This window comes from Paraburkholderia phenoliruptrix (genome assembly GCF_047325075.1).
Classification (GTDB): domain Bacteria; phylum Pseudomonadota; class Gammaproteobacteria; order Burkholderiales; family Burkholderiaceae; genus Paraburkholderia; species Paraburkholderia phenoliruptrix.
The window spans coordinates 1,357,360-1,372,844 of record NZ_CP168531.1 but is presented as its reverse complement, the minus strand read 5'-3'; the positions used below and the strand labels follow the sequence as shown (position 1 = coordinate 1,372,844).

Here is a 15,485-nt window from a genome sequence, read left to right as displayed (position 1 = left end):
TGCTGCAAAGAATTGCCGCAAAAAAACTGCTGCAAAAATGCGTGCTGGAAAGGATGCGCGCCGAATGCCCGGCACTCAGGCGCTGTGCTGTTCGAATTCCTTCATGTATTCGACAAGCGCTTTCACGCCTTCGAGCGGGACAGCGTTGTAAATCGACGCCCGCATGCCGCCGACGGACTTGTGGCCCTTGAGCTGCACCATTCCCCGCGCTTTCGCGCCGGCGAGGAAATCTTCGTTGCGCGACTCGTCGGCGAGGAAAAACGGTACGTTCATCCGCGAGCGCGAGCCACGCTCGACCTTGTTCAGATAGAAGCTGCTCGAGTCGATTGCGTCGTACAGCAGCTTCGCTTTTTCGAGATTGCGTGCTTCCATTGCGGCGAGGCCGCCCTGCTTTTTCAACCACTTGAACACGAGCCCGGCGATGTAGATCGCATAAGTGGGCGGCGTGTTGTACATGGAATTGTTTTCGGCAACCGTCTTCCATTCGAACGCCGACGGGCAGATAGGCAGCGCCCGGTCGAGCATGTCCTCGCGCACGATCACGACCGTCACGCCCGCCATGCCGATGTTCTTTTGCGCGCCGCCGAACAGCACGCCGTATTTGGCGATGTCCATGGGACGCGACAGGATGTGCGAAGACGCGTCCGCCACCAGCGGAATATTGCCGAGGTCGGGAATCTCGAAGGTCTCGACACCGTGGATCGTCTCGTTCGTGCACAGGTGCACGTAAGCGGGATCGTCCGACAATTGCCATTCGGAAAAGGCCGGCGCGCGAGTGAAACCGTCCGCTGTCTGGCCGCTCGCGGCGAGATGCACGGAGCCGTACTTCTGCGCTTCCTTGAACGACTTTTGCGACCAGGAACCGGTGATGACAAAGTCCGCGCGCGGTTTGGTGCCAAGCAGGTTCATCGGCACGATCGCGTTTTCGCCGAGACCGCCGCCCTGCAGGAACAGGATCCGATGGCTCGCCGGCACGGCCAGCAGCTCGCGCAGATCGGTCAGCGCTTCCTCGTGGATCGACATGAATTCTTTCCCGCGATGGCTCATCTCCATCACGCTCATGCCGCTGCCTTGCCAGTCGAGCATTTCGGCGGCTGCCTGACGCAGCACTTCTTCGGGCATGGCCGCTGGGCCGGCGGAGAAATTAAAGACGCGCATCGTGAGATCCTGAAAGCGGCGCGAATACGAAAAGTCGCGCACGAGTCGCTGAATCGGTTGAGTCCGTTGAATCGGTAAAGCGGCCGCCGCGCAAAGACGCTGCGGGAAAACGGCCATGTTTCAGCCGACGCGAATAACAACCCGGCTGGCCGCGACTGTCGACAATCGCAGCCGTATTTTGAGCCGCCGGCGTCGACAATTGAGCGCCGAAAAAACAATGGCCGCTTGCGCACATGCGCAAACGGCCATTATCGCATTGTCCCCGCTAACCCGCCAAACGCGGCGGCCCTGAAATCGGACCACCGGTGGCGCGCCAGCGCGGTATCCGCGCGGCTTTCGCCTGAGGCTTACTTAGCCGGCTTGACCGAAGCGACTTCCTTGTCGGCCTGGTCACGCGTTGCCTTGATCGATTGCGGCATGTACTTCTGCATCAAGCCGTTGACGACGTCGCGGCCAACCTGGTCCTGAACCTGGATGAACTTGCGACCGGTCGGGCTCTTGTAGAAAGCCGTCAGATCCTTGATTTCCGACGTGCTGTAGTACTTTGCGTACGCGTCGTACTGAGCCTGCATGGCGTCCTGGCGGAAGCCGTCCGTCGCGAAGACCTGACCCGCGCCGTCAACCAGCTTCGGCACTGCGTTCTTTTGCAGCGTAGGGACGGAAGCCTGCTTCTGCTTGTCCGTCATCGTCTTGTTTTCGCTCAGCGCGTCCGACAGGATAGCCGGGACGAGCTGCTTTGCCTGCATTTGCGCGCTGTTGCCGATTGCGCCCACGAGCTTCTGTGCGTCGATTGCGTCCAGCAGGTCCTTGATGGCAGCCTGCTTGGCCGGATCAACCGGTGCCGCGGCAGCAGCCGGCGCCGACGGAGCCTGGCTCTGAAGCGCTTGAGCCATGGCAAAGGTCGGCACGACGGCAGCCAGCAACGCCAGTTGTTTGAATCGTTTCTGCATCATTACTCCCTAATAGAAATTAACTTGAACTGCCAGCCGCGCGGAAAGCGTGTCGGCCCGACACGCCGTTCTTTCCCGCAGAGCTTTCAATCAGTACCGAGCGCGAAGCCAAAACCGCGGATCAGGCTGCGCCACCGTCTTCCCCGCCGTTCCCACCTTCGGCGGGACCCTCGGCGTCGCCTTCGACATCGCCTTCCGCTTCCGCCTCGGCAACCTGCTGCAGACCTGAAAGCTTGGTCCCTTCGTCAAGGCTGATGAGTGTAACACCTTGAGTTGCACGGCCCATTTCTCGAATTTCCGACACGCGCGTACGGATCAGAACGCCCGTGGTCGTGATCAGCATGATCTGCGCTTCCGGGTCGACCAGCGTGGCGGCGACGACCTTGCCGTTGCGCTCGGACGTCTGGATCGCGATCATGCCCTTCGTGCCGCGGCCGTGACGGGTGTATTCGGTGATCGGCGTGCGCTTGCCGAAGCCGTTTTCCGTGGCGGTGAGCACCGACTGCTGCTCGTCGCCCGCTACCAGCAGCGCGATCACGTTCTGACCGTCTTCGAGCTGCATGCCGCGCACGCCGCGCGCCTCGCGGCCCATGGGCCGCACGTCGTTCTCGTCGAAGCGGACCGCCTTGCCCGAGTCGGAGAACAGCATCACGTCGTGCTGACCGTCTGTGATGGCGGCGCCGATCAGGTAATCGCCGTCATCCAGACCGACCGCAATAATACCCTTGCGCAACGGCCGGCTGAAGGCTTCGAGTGGCGTCTTCTTTACCGTTCCTAACGCAGTGGCCATGAACACGAACTTGTCGGCGGAAAATTCCTTGACCGGCAGCACAACCGTGATCTTTTCGCCTTCCTGCAGCGGGAACATGTTGACGATCGGACGGCCGCGCGAATTACGCGAACCTTGCGGCACTTCGTAGACCTTGACCCAGTACACGCGGCCGCGGTTGGAGAAGCACAGAATGTGGTCGTGCGTATTCGCGATGAAGAGTGTGTCGATCCAGTCGTCTTCCTTCATGGAAGTCGCCTGTTTGCCGCGACCACCGCGCTTTTGCGCGCGATATTCCGACAACGGCTGCGATTTCACGTAACCCGCGTGCGACATGGTCACGACCATTTCTTGCGGCGTGATCAGGTCTTCGGTGTTCAGTTCGGTCGCATTCAACTCGATCTTCGAGCGGCGCGCGTCGCCGAATTCGGCCTTGATCGACGTCAGTTCGTCGACGATGATCGCCGTAATGCGTTCCGGCCGCGCCAGAATGTCCAGCAGGTCGGCGATCTGCGCCATGACGTCGCGGTACTCGCCGATGATCTTGTCCTGCTCGAGTCCGGTCAGGCGTTGCAGACGCATCTGCAGGATTTCTTGAGCCTGAGTGTCGGACAAGCGGTACAGGCCGTCAGCCTGCATGCCGAACGACGGATTCAATCCGTCAGGACGGTACGCATCGCGACCGCCCGCCGACGCGTTTTCCGTCTCGGCGCGCGACAACATTTCGCGCACCAGCGACGAATCCCACGGACGCGCCATCAATTCCTGCTTGGCGATAGGCGGAGTCGGCGCAGCTTTAATGATGGCGATGAATTCGTCGATGTTCGCGAGCGCCACCGCGAGGCCTTCGAGCACATGCCCGCGTTCCCGCGCCTTGCGCAGTTCGTATACAGTGCGCCGCGTCAGCACTTCCCGCCGATGCGACAGGAAGCACGACAGCATCTCCTTCAGGTTCAGGAGCTTCGGCTGGCCGTCGACGAGCGCGACCATGTTCATGCCGAACGTGTCCTGGAGCTGCGTCGCTTTATACAGATTGTTGAGAACGACTTCCGGCACCTCGCCGCGCTTCAGCTCGATCACGACGCGCATGCCGCTTTTGTCGGACTCGTCGCGAATGTCGGAAATGCCTTCCAGCTTTTTCTCGTTGACCAGCTCGGCAATACGCTCCAGCAGCGAGCGCTTGTTCACCTGATACGGCAATTCGTCGACGATGATCGCCATGCGCTGGCCGCGGTCGATCTCTTCGAAATGCGTGAGCGCGCGCATGACCACGCGGCCGCGGCCCGTGCGATAACCGTCGCGCACGCCCGCCACGCCGTAGATGATGCCGGCGGTCGGGAAATCGGGCGCCGGAATGATCTCGATCAGCTCGTCGATCGTGGCTTCCGGGTTTTTCAGCAGGTGCTGGCACGCGTCGACAACCTCGTTCAGGTTGTGCGGCGGGATGTTGGTCGCCATGCCGACCGCGATGCCGGACGAGCCATTGATCAGCAGATTAGGAATGCGCGCCGGCAGAATGGCCGGCTCGTTCTCGCTGCCGTCGTAGTTCGGCGTGAAGTCGACCGTTTCCTTGTCGATGTCGGCCAGCAGCTCGTGGCCGATCTTCGCCATGCGGATTTCGGTATAACGCATGGCCGCGGCGTTGTCGCCGTCGACCGACCCGAAATTGCCCTGGCCGTCCACCAGCATGTAGCGCAACGAAAAGTCCTGCGCCATCCGGACGATCGTGTCGTAGACAGCCGTGTCGCCGTGCGGATGGTACTTACCGATGACATCGCCGACGATACGCGCGGACTTCTTGTACGCGCGGTTCCAGTCGTTGTTCAGCTCGTGCATCGCGTACAGCACGCGCCGGTGCACCGGCTTCAGGCCATCGCGGACATCGGGAAGCGCACGCCCTACGATCACGCTCATCGCGTAATCGAGATACGAACGGCGCATTTCCTCCTCGAGGGAGATTGGCAGAGTCTCTTTGGCGAATTGATCCATTATCCGTATCTTTTACGTGCGAAGGCAGCGAGAACCCGACACCTTCGCGTAAGCATTGCAGACGCAACGCATCACGCGATTCTAACATGCCGCCAATCCCGACCCTGCGGGCAGACGTATACCTATTAGCAGACCGTCTCGAAAAAGTTCCGCAGCGGGCGTTTTTTGTGTCGGTCAGGCTCGATTCGTGCGTAGGGCAATTCGCCGCTCAGCCATGACTGGCGGGACGCTCCGGGCGATTGCGGTGTTGCGCATGCACCACAATTGGAGGGGGATTTGATCGGGGGCGGATTTTTTTATCGTCGGAAGGGAACGATATGGCAAAATGCCAACGCACAAAGAGTCAGACACTGCTCGAAGTCTAGACACAGCGTTTTTTGTTCCGCACCAATGTTATACTTCGAGCAATGTATGACTTGTCTTCGTCAACAGGCTCGCAGTAAACCTGCGGTAATCTCAATTTCGAGAGGAGAAATATGAATAAACTTTCAAAGCTCGCGTTCATTGCAGCTACCGCGGTTATGGCTGCATCCGCCATGGCACAGTCGGTGCCGGCGTCGCGACAAGCTACCAATGACAACTGGGTGAATGGTACTGGCGAATACGTGTGGATGAACGGCACGAACGAGCTTTGCTGGCGCGATGCATTCTGGACGCCGGCAACGGCTAACGCCAAGTGCGACGGCGCACTGGTCGCCCAGGCTCCGACGCCGCCGGCTCCGGTTGCACCGGCACCGGCTATCACCAGCCAGAAGATCACGTATCAGGCTGACGCACTGTTCGACTTCGACAAGGCTATCCTGAAGCCGGCCGGCAAGGAAAAGCTGGACGACCTGGCATCGAAGATCCAAGGTCTGAACCTCGAAGTCGTCGTGGCAACGGGTTACACGGACCGCATCGGTTCGGACAAGTACAACGACCGTCTGTCGCTGCGTCGCGCTCAAGCTGTGAAGGCATACCTGGTCAGCAAGGGCATCGAATCCAACCGTATCTACACGGAAGGCAAGGGCAAGCGCAACCCGGTCACGACCGGCTGCAACCAGAAGAACCGCAAGCAACTCATCGCCTGCCTCGCACCGGATCGTCGCGTGGAAGTCGAAGTTGTCGGTACTTCGAAGCAGTAAGCTACCTCTGCGCAGTATCAAAAGCCCCGCTTCGGCGGGGCTTTTTTATTGCCTCGTGACCGCGAGCCGTCAGCGTCACGCGCGCCCTCCCGCCGCCTGTGCCCCGGCGGCATTTTGCCGCCCCGGCCCCTCCCCTATATACTCCGGGTTTATCCTCGAGCGCCCGCTCACCGCTCTCATCGAGGCCGCTTCGCCATGACCAACGCCGATCCCCACGAACTGCAGAAATTCAGCGACCTCGCGCATCGTTGGTGGGACCCGAACGCCGAATTCAAACCGCTGCACGAACTCAACCCGGTGCGTCTGAACTGGATCGACGCCCACGCCCATCTCGCCGGCAAACGCGTGCTGGACATTGGCTGTGGCGGGGGGATTCTGTCGGAATCCATGGCGGGATTAGGTGCGGATGTGAAAGGCATCGACCTGTCGAGCGAGGCGCTCGGCGTCGCGGATCTTCACAGCCTTGAAAGTGGTGTAACCGTTAGTTACGAGGAAATCGCCGCCGAAGCGCTCGCTGCTCGTGAACCGGGCACCTACGACGTCGTGACCTGCATGGAAATGCTGGAGCATGTGCCGCAGCCGTCGGCGATCGTCGAGGCATGCAAGACGCTCGTGAAACCGGGCGGCTGGGTGTTCTTTTCCACGCTCAACCGCAACGTGAAGTCTTATCTCTTTGCGGTGATCGGCGCCGAGTACATTGCGCGGATGCTGCCCAAGGGCACGCACGACTACGCGCGTTTCATCCGCCCGTCGGAACTCGCCGGCTTCGTGCGCGCTGCGGGCCTGCGCACGACGGACATCAAGGGTATTGTGTACAACCCGCTCTCCAAGCACTTCGCGCTTTCCGCGGACACGAGCGTGAATTACATGCTCGCGTGCCGTCGCGACGCATAATCCGCCTAACGCCGATAAGACCGAATCAATGAGCGACCCCACGCCCCTGCCCCAGCGCGAAGACAACGAAGATTGGCTCGGTCTTTGCCATGCCGTGCTGTTCGATCTGGACGGTACGCTTGCCGACACTGCGCCCGATCTGGCTGCGGCCGTCAACAAGATGCGTCACGATCGCGGGCTGGAAATGGTGCCGCTCGAAAAGCTGCGGCCGCTGGCGTCGGCGGGCGCGCGCGGACTGATCTGCGGCGGGTTCGGCATTGGGCCGGACCACCACGAGTTTGCGTCGATGCGCGAGGAATTTCTCGCCAACTACGAAGCCGATCTTTGCATCGAAACGACGCTCTTTCCGGGCATCCCTGAGCTGCTGGACGAACTCGACGCACGCGGCGTGCGCTGGGGCATCGTCACGAACAAGGTCGCACGGCTCACGGAGCCGCTGATCGCGCAACTCGGTCTTGAAGAGCGCGCGGGCTGCGTGGTCAGCGGCGACACGACGCCGCACTCCAAGCCCCATCCCGCGCCCTTGCTGTATGCGGCGCGCGCGTTGGACACCGCGGCCGAGCGCATCGTCTATGTCGGCGACGATTTGCGCGACGTCCAGGCAGGTTTTGCAGCCGGCATGAAGACGGTGGCGGCGGCCTACGGCTATTGCGGCGACGACATTCCGCCCACGCAATGGCACGCGCAGCATGTCGTGCAGTCGCCCGCCGAGCTGCAGCGGCTGTTGCGCGATATCGGCTGAGTTTGTCGACACATGGCGCCCGACCGGCCGCCCGTCGTACGGGGCTCTCGTGGGGCAGCAGCGCTGCCGGCTCAGACTCCAGCTCGACCGAGACAGGGACGAGGCGGGGACGAGACAAGGCCGTCAAATTATTGTAAAATATACGTTGGCTCGAAGTTCCGAGCAACGAACCGCGGGGGCGACCTGGTTTCGACAGGGGTTGCGAAGCGGCTAGGGCATGTCGAGGACCCGTCACCTCGTTAATCAATGGGAAAAACGTAACTGCAAACGACGATACGTTCGCACTGGCAGCCTAAGGGCCGCCGTCCTCTGCCTAGTTCACTGACGGGCTAGTGTCGCAAGACCGGTAGCAATACCGACAGAGGTCATATACGTCAGTTAAGCCTTGACGGAGTCACGACGTCCGGGTCGAAAATCTAGTGAATCGCCGTAGTGCAGCGTGTTCGTCCGCGTCACTGCGGTTAAATCAAAAGACAGAACTAAACATGTAGAACTGGTCGTAGAGTGCTTCTGGACGCGGGTTCGATTCCCGCCGCCTCCACCAGACACCTTGCAGCAAAACGGCACTGCGCGGCACTGCGGCACTGCCATGGGCAGCGCATTGACGAAGACCCCGACGGCGCCAGCCGGGCGGGGTTTTTTCATGGTGACGCCGGATTCCCGTTGCGAACGCGTCGACTTGCAGGTCGGGCGCGCCGTGCGGATACAGGGCTTGCCCAAGACACGCCTTACTTTGAGCGGCTTGCCGACGCTCACGGACGAATGGCCGATAGTGCCCGCAACACGTCTGCGTCGAACTTTGGCCGTCGCGTGTCCGCTTCCGCCAACGCCGGTTGCATATTCGTGATGGGCGCCGAATGACGCGCGTCTGCGGGCGCCACCCCCTGCTTCACTTCCGCGCTGGCCGGCTTTCGGCCCGCCTCGGCATCCGCCACTATCCCACCGCCCACCGCCCCATTCAGCAACAGCTCATTGACGCGCGCGATCTCGTCGACGTCGAGACTTGCGGCGGCTGCCTTCAACTGAAGCAGCGCCATCACGGTTGCATAGCGCGCACGAATCAAATCGCGCCGATTCGCGAAATACGCCTCCGAGGCCCGCAACACATCCGTACTTGCACGGCTGCCCACGCGATAGCCGACCTTGGTCGCATCCAACGCTGCCTGCGAACTCTGCACCACACGCGACAGCACGTCGACCCGCGCGACGCCGGCATGAAAACGCGACCAGTATTCGCGGGCGCTCGCGCCCGCTGTACGGGTCGCCGCGACCAGCTCGTCTTGAGCCTTATCCTGCAGTGCCAGTTTTTCGTCGATTGTCGCGGTGTTCGCGCCGCCCTCGAAAATGGGGATGGTCACCGACAGCATCGCCGTCGTGGTCGTCGTGGGACGCATATAGCCCGACGCAGCGCCAGCCGGCGTGTGGCTCGCCGTCAGACTGACGACCGGCAGCCGCGCCGCGCGCGCCTTCTCCACCTCAAGCTCGGCAATATGGTGATCGACCTGCTTCTGTTGCACGGTGTAGTCGTGGGCCGCCGCCTGGGACGCCCAGCTTTCGACATCGGGCGGACTGAGTCCCGGCAGGCCGGCAGCCTCCGAAACACGCGAGAGCGCCTCGAACGGCTCTCCGGTGAGGTGCTCGAGCGCCAGCCGCTTTAAGTGCACCTCGTCGCGCGCGTCCTGTTGTTGCAATTGCGCCTGCTCGCGTGCCGCTTCGGCGTCCCGCACGTCGATGACCGTCGCCTCTCCCACCCGCCGCTTGCGGACCAACTCGCTCAGGTGCAGATCGAGCGTGGCCGCGTAATCGTTCGCGCGCGTCATTTCGTCTTCGGCAGCAAGTTCGTCGAAGTATGCCTCTACTGCCCGTAAAATGACTGCTTGCCTCGCGCGCGCGAAGTCCACCGCGCCGCGCGCCGCGACGAAGTCCGCCTGCCTGTACGTCGTCCATTTGCTCCAGTCGAACACAGGCTGGGTGAGCACGACGGTCCATCCGCTTTGCCAGTAGTGGGTGTTGGGGAGGCCTTCCGTCACCACACTGTTGTAGGCCCGCCCCCACCCACCCACCACCTGCGGCAGGAGCGCGGCGCGCGCTTTCGGCACGGCTTGCCCCGCCGCTCTCGAACCCGCCCGAAACGCCGCGAGATCGGCGTCATGATCGGTGCTCCGCTCGACGACGCCAAGCAGGTCCACTGCAGCGGCGGCTCCGGCATAGGCCACCGTCGCGAGCATGACCAATGCACCTGTCAACGCGCGCTTATTCATTCACCACCACGCCTTCGCGGGCCTCGCAGAGCAGTTGGCCGTCGACCAGCCGATAACGCGTGCCAAACGCCGCTGCCAGCGCCATGTCATGCGTGATGACCACGACCGTGCGATCCAGACGCAGCAGCAAGTCGACGACACGCCGCGCCGACGCGGGGTCGAGATTGGAAGTCGGCTCGTCGAGCAGCAGCAATTCGCGCTGCTGGTACAACGCGCGCGCAAGCAGCAGACGCTGGCGCTGACCCGCGGAAATATTGGCGATCGTGTCGCTGATCACCGTGCGCGTGCGCATCGGCAAACGCATGACATCGGCGAGCAGACCGACGTCGTCCAACAACGCGTGAATCCGCGCTTCGTCGGCATTGCCGCTGAAAAGCGACACATTGTCCGCAATAGAGCCATGCAGGATCAGATCGCCTTGTCGCATGTGAACCGCATGCCGGCGGATTTCGTCGACACTGAGATTCGAAGCGGCGATCCCATTCAACGCGACCTCACCCTCCTGCAGCGGCTCGGCCGCCGCCAGCAGTTTGAAGAGCGTCGACTTGCCGCTTCCCGACGCGCCGGTGATCACGATCTTGTCGCCCCTCCGAATCACGATGCTCGCGTCTTTCAGCACAGGCTGATCGGACACGCCGTAACGAAACGTGATGCCGCGCACGTCGATGCGCTCGAATCTGCGCACCTCGACGGCCTTATGCAGGTCGGCCGGCGGCGTATAGCGCTCCGCCTCGCAATCGACGATATCGCTCACGCGCGCGACCGGCACACTCAGCATGAAATAGTCGAACGCCGCGTTGACGGCCCGGGCAAAGCGCTCCGACAGCAACGACTTGTAAATCAAGAACGAATAGAACACACCGACCGAGATGGCACCGCCCAGCATCAGGCGCGCGGCGAACCAGCTCACCGCGATCATGTCCGCATAGTCGATCAGCTTCAGAATCGCGTCGCGTGCGCTTGCGAGCCGGCTGTTCTGCACGAGCGCCGCGATGTATGCGCGGTATTTCGTCATGAACATTGCGGTACGCCGCGTCTCGCCCTGCGACAGTTTAATGAGCGACGCCGCGCGAATCGTTTCAATGAGCGTGTCGTCACAGCGCGCCGATTCTTCGAGGACGAGCGCATGCGTGTCGCGCATGCGCGCGAAAAGCGCAAAAGCCACCGCCACGTAGATCATGAAGATCAACAACGCAATCAGCGTCAGTTGCGGGCTTTGCACCAGCATCAACGCCAGAGCGAGCATGCCGACGGCGATGTCGATGGCCGCCGAGATCGCCGTGCGCGTCGAAAAAACGCTGATTTCGTCCTGCGCCTTGACTCGCGCGAACAGATCGCCGACGTGGCGCTTCTCGAAATACGGGATCGGGTTGCGCAACAATTTTGCGACAATGCCCTCGGTCATGTTCATCTGCACGAAACCGTGCAGAAGCTCGACGAGATAAGTCTGCACGTATTGGCTCAACGCGCCTGTCGCGAAGATGCCGCCGAACGTCAGCATGAGCACGTTCAGCAGATTAAGGTTGTCGGCGGCCACCACGTCGTCGAGCAGCAGGTTGCCGAGATACGGCATGGCGAGGATTGCGAACTGGCTGCCGAGCGCGACGAACATGACCTTCGCGATCTGGGCGGCGAGTTGCGGATTGAGCGAGCGCACCCGAGCGAGCGCCTGCGGCACGCGCGACCTGCTGCGCGCACGCGGCATGTCCGGCGTGGCCGCGCATTCGAGCAGATAGCCTGAAACATTCGCGACGAACGTGTCCATGGCGATGCGCCGCCGTCCGCTCGCCGGGTCGATAACCTGCACATAGCCGCGAGCGCACTTCTCGAACACCACGAAATGCGCGCCGCCGAAGTGCAGGATCGAACCGCGCTTGATGGCCGGCAAGTCGCCGGCGTCAAAACGGTACGCCTGCACTGCGAGACCGAATTCGACCGCGACGTCGTACAGGTCCATGAGCGTCAAACCGTTCGCCGAGATCGGCCTGAACGCCTGCAACTCGCGCACCTCGACAGCGCGGCCGAAGTGCGACAGAACCATGGCCAGGCACGCGTAGCCGCATTCGGCGACTTCATTTTGATAGATGGCGCGCATTGTCACCCCCGCAGGATGCGGAAAAGCGGCGCGAGCACCCATTCGGCGATGGTGCGGCGCTCGATCACGATGCTCGCCGTCGCCGTCATGCCCGGCAGAATGTCAAAGCGCTGCCGCTCGAATTTGAACTGGTCGTCGCTCAGCGTGGCCCAGGCCATGTAATCGCCCTCGCCGCCGTGCGCTCCCGAAGCGCCGGTCGGCGAGATGGCCGAACGCACCGTGGTTCGCGAAATAGAATCGATGCGAGCCGCGTAGCTGCCGAACTTCGCGTACGGGAAAGCGTCGAGCTTGAGCCGCACCACCTGCCCTTCGCGCACGAAGCCGCGCCGGCGCGAAGGAATGCGCAACGCGGCGCGCAGCGGTTGCTTTCCTCCTGTTGAAATGACAAGCGCGACGTCGTCCGGCGCAAGCGTGCGGCCGCGGACGAGGCCGGAGAATGTGACGACGCCGGCTTTCGGCGCAGAAATGGTCGCGTCCTGGCGAATCTGCTCGAAGCGCATGCGAATGTCCTGCAGTTCGCGTGCGTAACGCGCGGAGAGTTCGGCAAGTTGCGCTTCGAGGCTCGCGTGCGTGGCGATCGTCGCCGCCAGTTCGGCGTTGAGTTGCTGACGCCGCGCGGCGCTTTGCGCGACCGACACCTTCGTCTCGTGGGTCAGCGCCCTCGCCTGCTCGATGCGGTCCGCGGTGACGTAATCCGACACCGAATCGAGCCGCGCGAGCGCGCGTTGCGCTTCCGCGGCGAGTTGCCGGTTCTGGCCCGATTGCTCGTCGAGTGCCGCAATTTCCGCGCGACGGCTCTCGGCGGCGAGCCGCGCAGCGTCAAGTTGCGCCGACAGATCGGCCTTGCGCTGCAGATATTGCGCTTCGCTCGTGCGGATCTGCTCGTCGCGCGCGTGTTCGTCGAAAGCCGGCCGCTGCCGGCCATCGCTTGCCAGAGACAGATCGCGTTCCAGCCGGAACAGCGGCGCGCCCTGCTCGACCCGTGCCGGGCTCGTGACGTAAATCTCGGAGACAAGCCCGCTCAATCCCTGAACCTTGATTTCCGACGGCGACACGATCTCCGCGCGCACGTCCTGTTTCAACTCGACTTCGTGAACAAACGCAAAAACGACCGCGCCGACGACGAGCGTGGACGCCACATAGGCGAGCCAACGCCAGGAGACGTCCCTGAACTGCGGGAGATGAGTAGGTTGCATAAGTTGTTGCCGTCGGATGCGAGCCGGGTTGTTGTTGCGAGTGCTCGCGAAAAGTGCAGCGAAAATGCGGTGCAAGCGGCCTTCCTACCGGATGCGTGGAAGCCGCTGGACGTCGAAATGGTTCAGCGGGCGGGCGCGAACGAATACATGGACGGATGCCCGGCGACCAGCCAGTCCGCGTAGTTGTCGGCCACCGCGGCTTCGATATATCGCGCCACCTGTTGCGGTGCGCCTGCCATGGCAAGCGGCAACGGGTCGAACACTTCCGCACTGAAGCGGCCGCGCGCAAAACGCAGATAGAACGGCAACAAGATCGCGTCGAATTGGGCGCCAAGGCGAAACACGCCGTGATGAATGCGCGCGTCGCGCCCGAACATCGAGACACTCACCGTCTCCATCGGATACCGGTGCAGCGTAAAAGGCGGCACGTCGGCAAACAGCACTGCGACGCCGCTGCGCTTCAACGCCCGCGCGACGCGAAGGCCCAGGCCGTTGCGGTCGTCCTCGCCGTACGTATACAGCACGGTGACACCCGGGATAAGCGCCTGATCGTCGCCATATAGATTGCGCGGCACGCCGGACACGACGGCGATCGACTCCAGATCGAGCAGCGCCCGCAATTCGTCGATCACGTAGATGTTCGCGTACTGCGATACATAGTGAAACGGCGACACGATGACAGGCCGCTCGGGCTCCGCCGCACGCAATTGAGCGATTTTGCCGGCGAGCGCACATGCAACTGCCTGCAAATCCGGCCATGCTTCTTTTCCGCGCGCCAGCCGGCCGAAATAGATCCGCTGGTCGATCAGGCGCTCGCGAACGCGACCGGCAGCAACGCGGCTGGAGCGGGGCAACGTCAGATTGAGGACGTTCCGGCCTATATCCAGACGGCACATGCCCTCCCAACGGGTGCGCGCACGTGCAAGCGCAGCGATGCTCCAAAGGGTGGCGGCAAGCGGTTCGATCGATGCAAGCGGCAAGCGGGCAATCGCCGCGTGCTTAAGCCATGACCTGGCGCGGGCTGACCCGTCGCGCAGCAACACAAAGAAGCGTAAGAAGACGGCCGGCAGCCTCATATTCATGTTGACACGCCCGTCGGGACAGCGCCCCCGGCACTGTCCCGACGGCGAGCATCAGCTGCGCGCCACAGGAGCCGCGCTCTTCAGCGGTTGAGGCTGGGTCGTTTTGCTAGTCCCGCAGCTGCTCTTGCAGCAACCACCGGCAACCGTGGACTTGGCCAGCTCATTGCGATTGATCTTTTGCATTTTTTGTTTACCTGGTGAATTGAATTAATAGGATCACTCACGAGCCATTGAACAGCCGGTTAATCAACCAGCAAATCAATGACCCAATCGAGTGCCGCGAATTCTAGCACCGGAATTTTTATCAAAAATCACCTTGACACAATTTTGCACTTTATTATTCATCCAGCTATAACCGGACCATCGAATAAACGGGCGCATCCGGTGTGCGCTAAACTCAAGCGCAATCGCGCACTTTAGCCTGCCTCGGTTGTCACGGAGGCCGAATGCTGCGCGGCGATAACCGACATCGACGCCAAGACAAATACAATCGATATAAATGACGGACATTTTAAAATTCACTGAAAGCATCTTGGAAATTTCCATGCATAGAATCAGAAATTTCACATTAAACAAAATGAACTTACCGGATACACCATCCCGGAAAACCGTAGATTTCAAAACGGAATATGGTTGTTCCCAAAAGCGAGCGTAGCCTCCTCCAGGCCACGCCACCGCCGCGGGAAGTCGAGGCAACGCACAAAGATGCAGTCCCAGGGGAATAAACGCCCCGGCTCATCCGTTGATGGGTGACGCGTGCACGCATGCCCCGTCGCATGCCCACTCACGCGAAAGACACGAAACACACGAAAAACAGGAGCCCCATCATGCGTAAGACCCTCCTCTGCGTCGCCCTCCTCGCGCTCCAACACAGCGCTTTTGCCGAGCCTCCGAAAGTGGTCGACGGTCGCCTCGTCACCGCCGACGGCATGACGCTTTACACCTTCGACAAAGACACGACGCCGGGCACGAGCGCCTGCACCGGCGGCTGCACGAGCTATTGGCCCGCTGCGGTGGCGAGCCCGTCGGACAAGCCGTCCGGCGACTGGACGCTGATTCCGTCGGCGGACGGTAAGCAGCAGTGGGCGTACAAAGGGCATCCGCTCTATCGCTACGCGGCGGACAAGCAGGCGGGCGACATGAAAGGAGACGGCTTCAAGGACGTCTGGCACACGGCGAAACCCTAGCCCGAGCGGCGAGGCGAACTGAGGCCAATGAAAAACGC

At 61.8% G+C, this 15,485-nt stretch carries 12 protein-coding genes and 1 other RNA gene; 5 read left to right on the top strand and 8 right to left on the bottom strand.

Annotated elements, in window-relative coordinates; genetic code table 11:
* Positions 1 to 75 precede the first annotated feature (75 nt).
* The 3 genes from serC to gyrA all read right to left on the bottom strand — a co-directional run bounded on the left by serC (position 76) and on the right by gyrA (position 4,866).
* A complete protein-coding gene (gene serC, locus ACEN8U_RS18360; protein WP_013589245.1) occupies positions 76 to 1,158 on the bottom strand; it encodes a 3-phosphoserine/phosphohydroxythreonine transaminase in 1,083 nt (360 codons plus the stop codon).
* A gap of 347 nt (positions 1,159 to 1,505) precedes the next feature.
* Entirely contained in the window at positions 1,506 to 2,108 is a 603-nt protein-coding gene (locus ACEN8U_RS18355; RefSeq protein ID WP_013589246.1) for a DUF2059 domain-containing protein, read from the bottom strand.
* A gap of 121 nt (positions 2,109 to 2,229) precedes the next feature.
* A complete protein-coding gene (gene gyrA / locus ACEN8U_RS18350; protein ID WP_015003475.1) occupies positions 2,230 to 4,866 on the bottom strand; it encodes a DNA gyrase subunit A in 2,637 nt (878 codons plus the stop codon).
* 476 nt (positions 4,867 to 5,342) lie between these two features.
* Here gyrA and ompA point away from each other — a divergent pair, with 476 nt between their 5' ends.
* From ompA to ssrA, 4 genes are all read left to right on the top strand, one after another.
* A complete protein-coding gene (gene ompA / locus ACEN8U_RS18345; RefSeq protein ID WP_013340148.1) occupies positions 5,343 to 5,990 on the top strand; it encodes an outer membrane protein OmpA in 648 nt (215 codons plus the stop codon).
* A 195-nt stretch (positions 5,991 to 6,185) separates the two neighbouring features.
* Positions 6,186 to 6,884, top strand: coding sequence for a bifunctional 2-polyprenyl-6-hydroxyphenol methylase/3-demethylubiquinol 3-O-methyltransferase UbiG (ubiG, locus tag ACEN8U_RS18340; RefSeq protein WP_013589248.1), 699 nt, complete (start codon positions 6,186 to 6,188; stop codon positions 6,882 to 6,884).
* Between the two features lie 28 nt (positions 6,885 to 6,912).
* A complete protein-coding gene (locus ACEN8U_RS18335; RefSeq protein ID WP_015003476.1) occupies positions 6,913 to 7,626 on the top strand; it encodes an HAD family hydrolase in 714 nt (237 codons plus the stop codon).
* 174 nt (positions 7,627 to 7,800) lie between these two features.
* Positions 7,801 to 8,170: a transfer-messenger RNA gene (gene ssrA / locus ACEN8U_RS18330) on the top strand.
* Positions 8,171 to 8,378: 208 nt separating this feature from the next.
* Here the strand turns inward: ssrA and ACEN8U_RS18325 are convergent.
* The 5 genes from ACEN8U_RS18325 to ACEN8U_RS18305 all read right to left on the bottom strand — a co-directional run bounded on the left by ACEN8U_RS18325 (position 8,379) and on the right by ACEN8U_RS18305 (position 14,806).
* A complete protein-coding gene (locus tag ACEN8U_RS18325; protein WP_051156759.1) occupies positions 8,379 to 9,887 on the bottom strand; it encodes a TolC family outer membrane protein in 1,509 nt (502 codons plus the stop codon).
* Positions 9,880 to 11,982, bottom strand: a complete 2,103-nt coding sequence (locus tag ACEN8U_RS18320) for a peptidase domain-containing ABC transporter (RefSeq protein WP_015003478.1) — start codon at positions 11,980 to 11,982, stop codon at positions 9,880 to 9,882. The genes ACEN8U_RS18325 and ACEN8U_RS18320 overlap by 8 nt, the downstream gene beginning before the upstream one ends.
* Positions 11,983 to 11,984: 2 nt before the next feature.
* Positions 11,985 to 13,178, bottom strand: a complete 1,194-nt coding sequence (locus tag ACEN8U_RS18315) for an HlyD family efflux transporter periplasmic adaptor subunit (protein WP_041745663.1) — start codon at positions 13,176 to 13,178, stop codon at positions 11,985 to 11,987.
* Positions 13,179 to 13,300: 122 nt separating this feature from the next.
* A complete protein-coding gene (locus ACEN8U_RS18310) occupies positions 13,301 to 14,260 on the bottom strand; it encodes a hypothetical protein (protein ID WP_041745664.1) in 960 nt (319 codons plus the stop codon).
* Positions 14,261 to 14,518: 258 nt separating this feature from the next.
* The gene (locus ACEN8U_RS18305) at positions 14,519 to 14,806 is read right to left on the bottom strand and encodes a hypothetical protein (RefSeq protein WP_148281808.1); all 288 of its coding nucleotides are present in this window, start codon (positions 14,804 to 14,806) and stop codon (positions 14,519 to 14,521) included.
* A 281-nt stretch (positions 14,807 to 15,087) separates the two neighbouring features.
* Between ACEN8U_RS18305 and ACEN8U_RS18300 the strand changes: the two genes are divergently transcribed.
* A complete protein-coding gene (locus ACEN8U_RS18300) occupies positions 15,088 to 15,447 on the top strand; it encodes a hypothetical protein (RefSeq protein ID WP_041745665.1) in 360 nt (119 codons plus the stop codon).
* Positions 15,448 to 15,485: the final 38 nt, after the last annotated feature.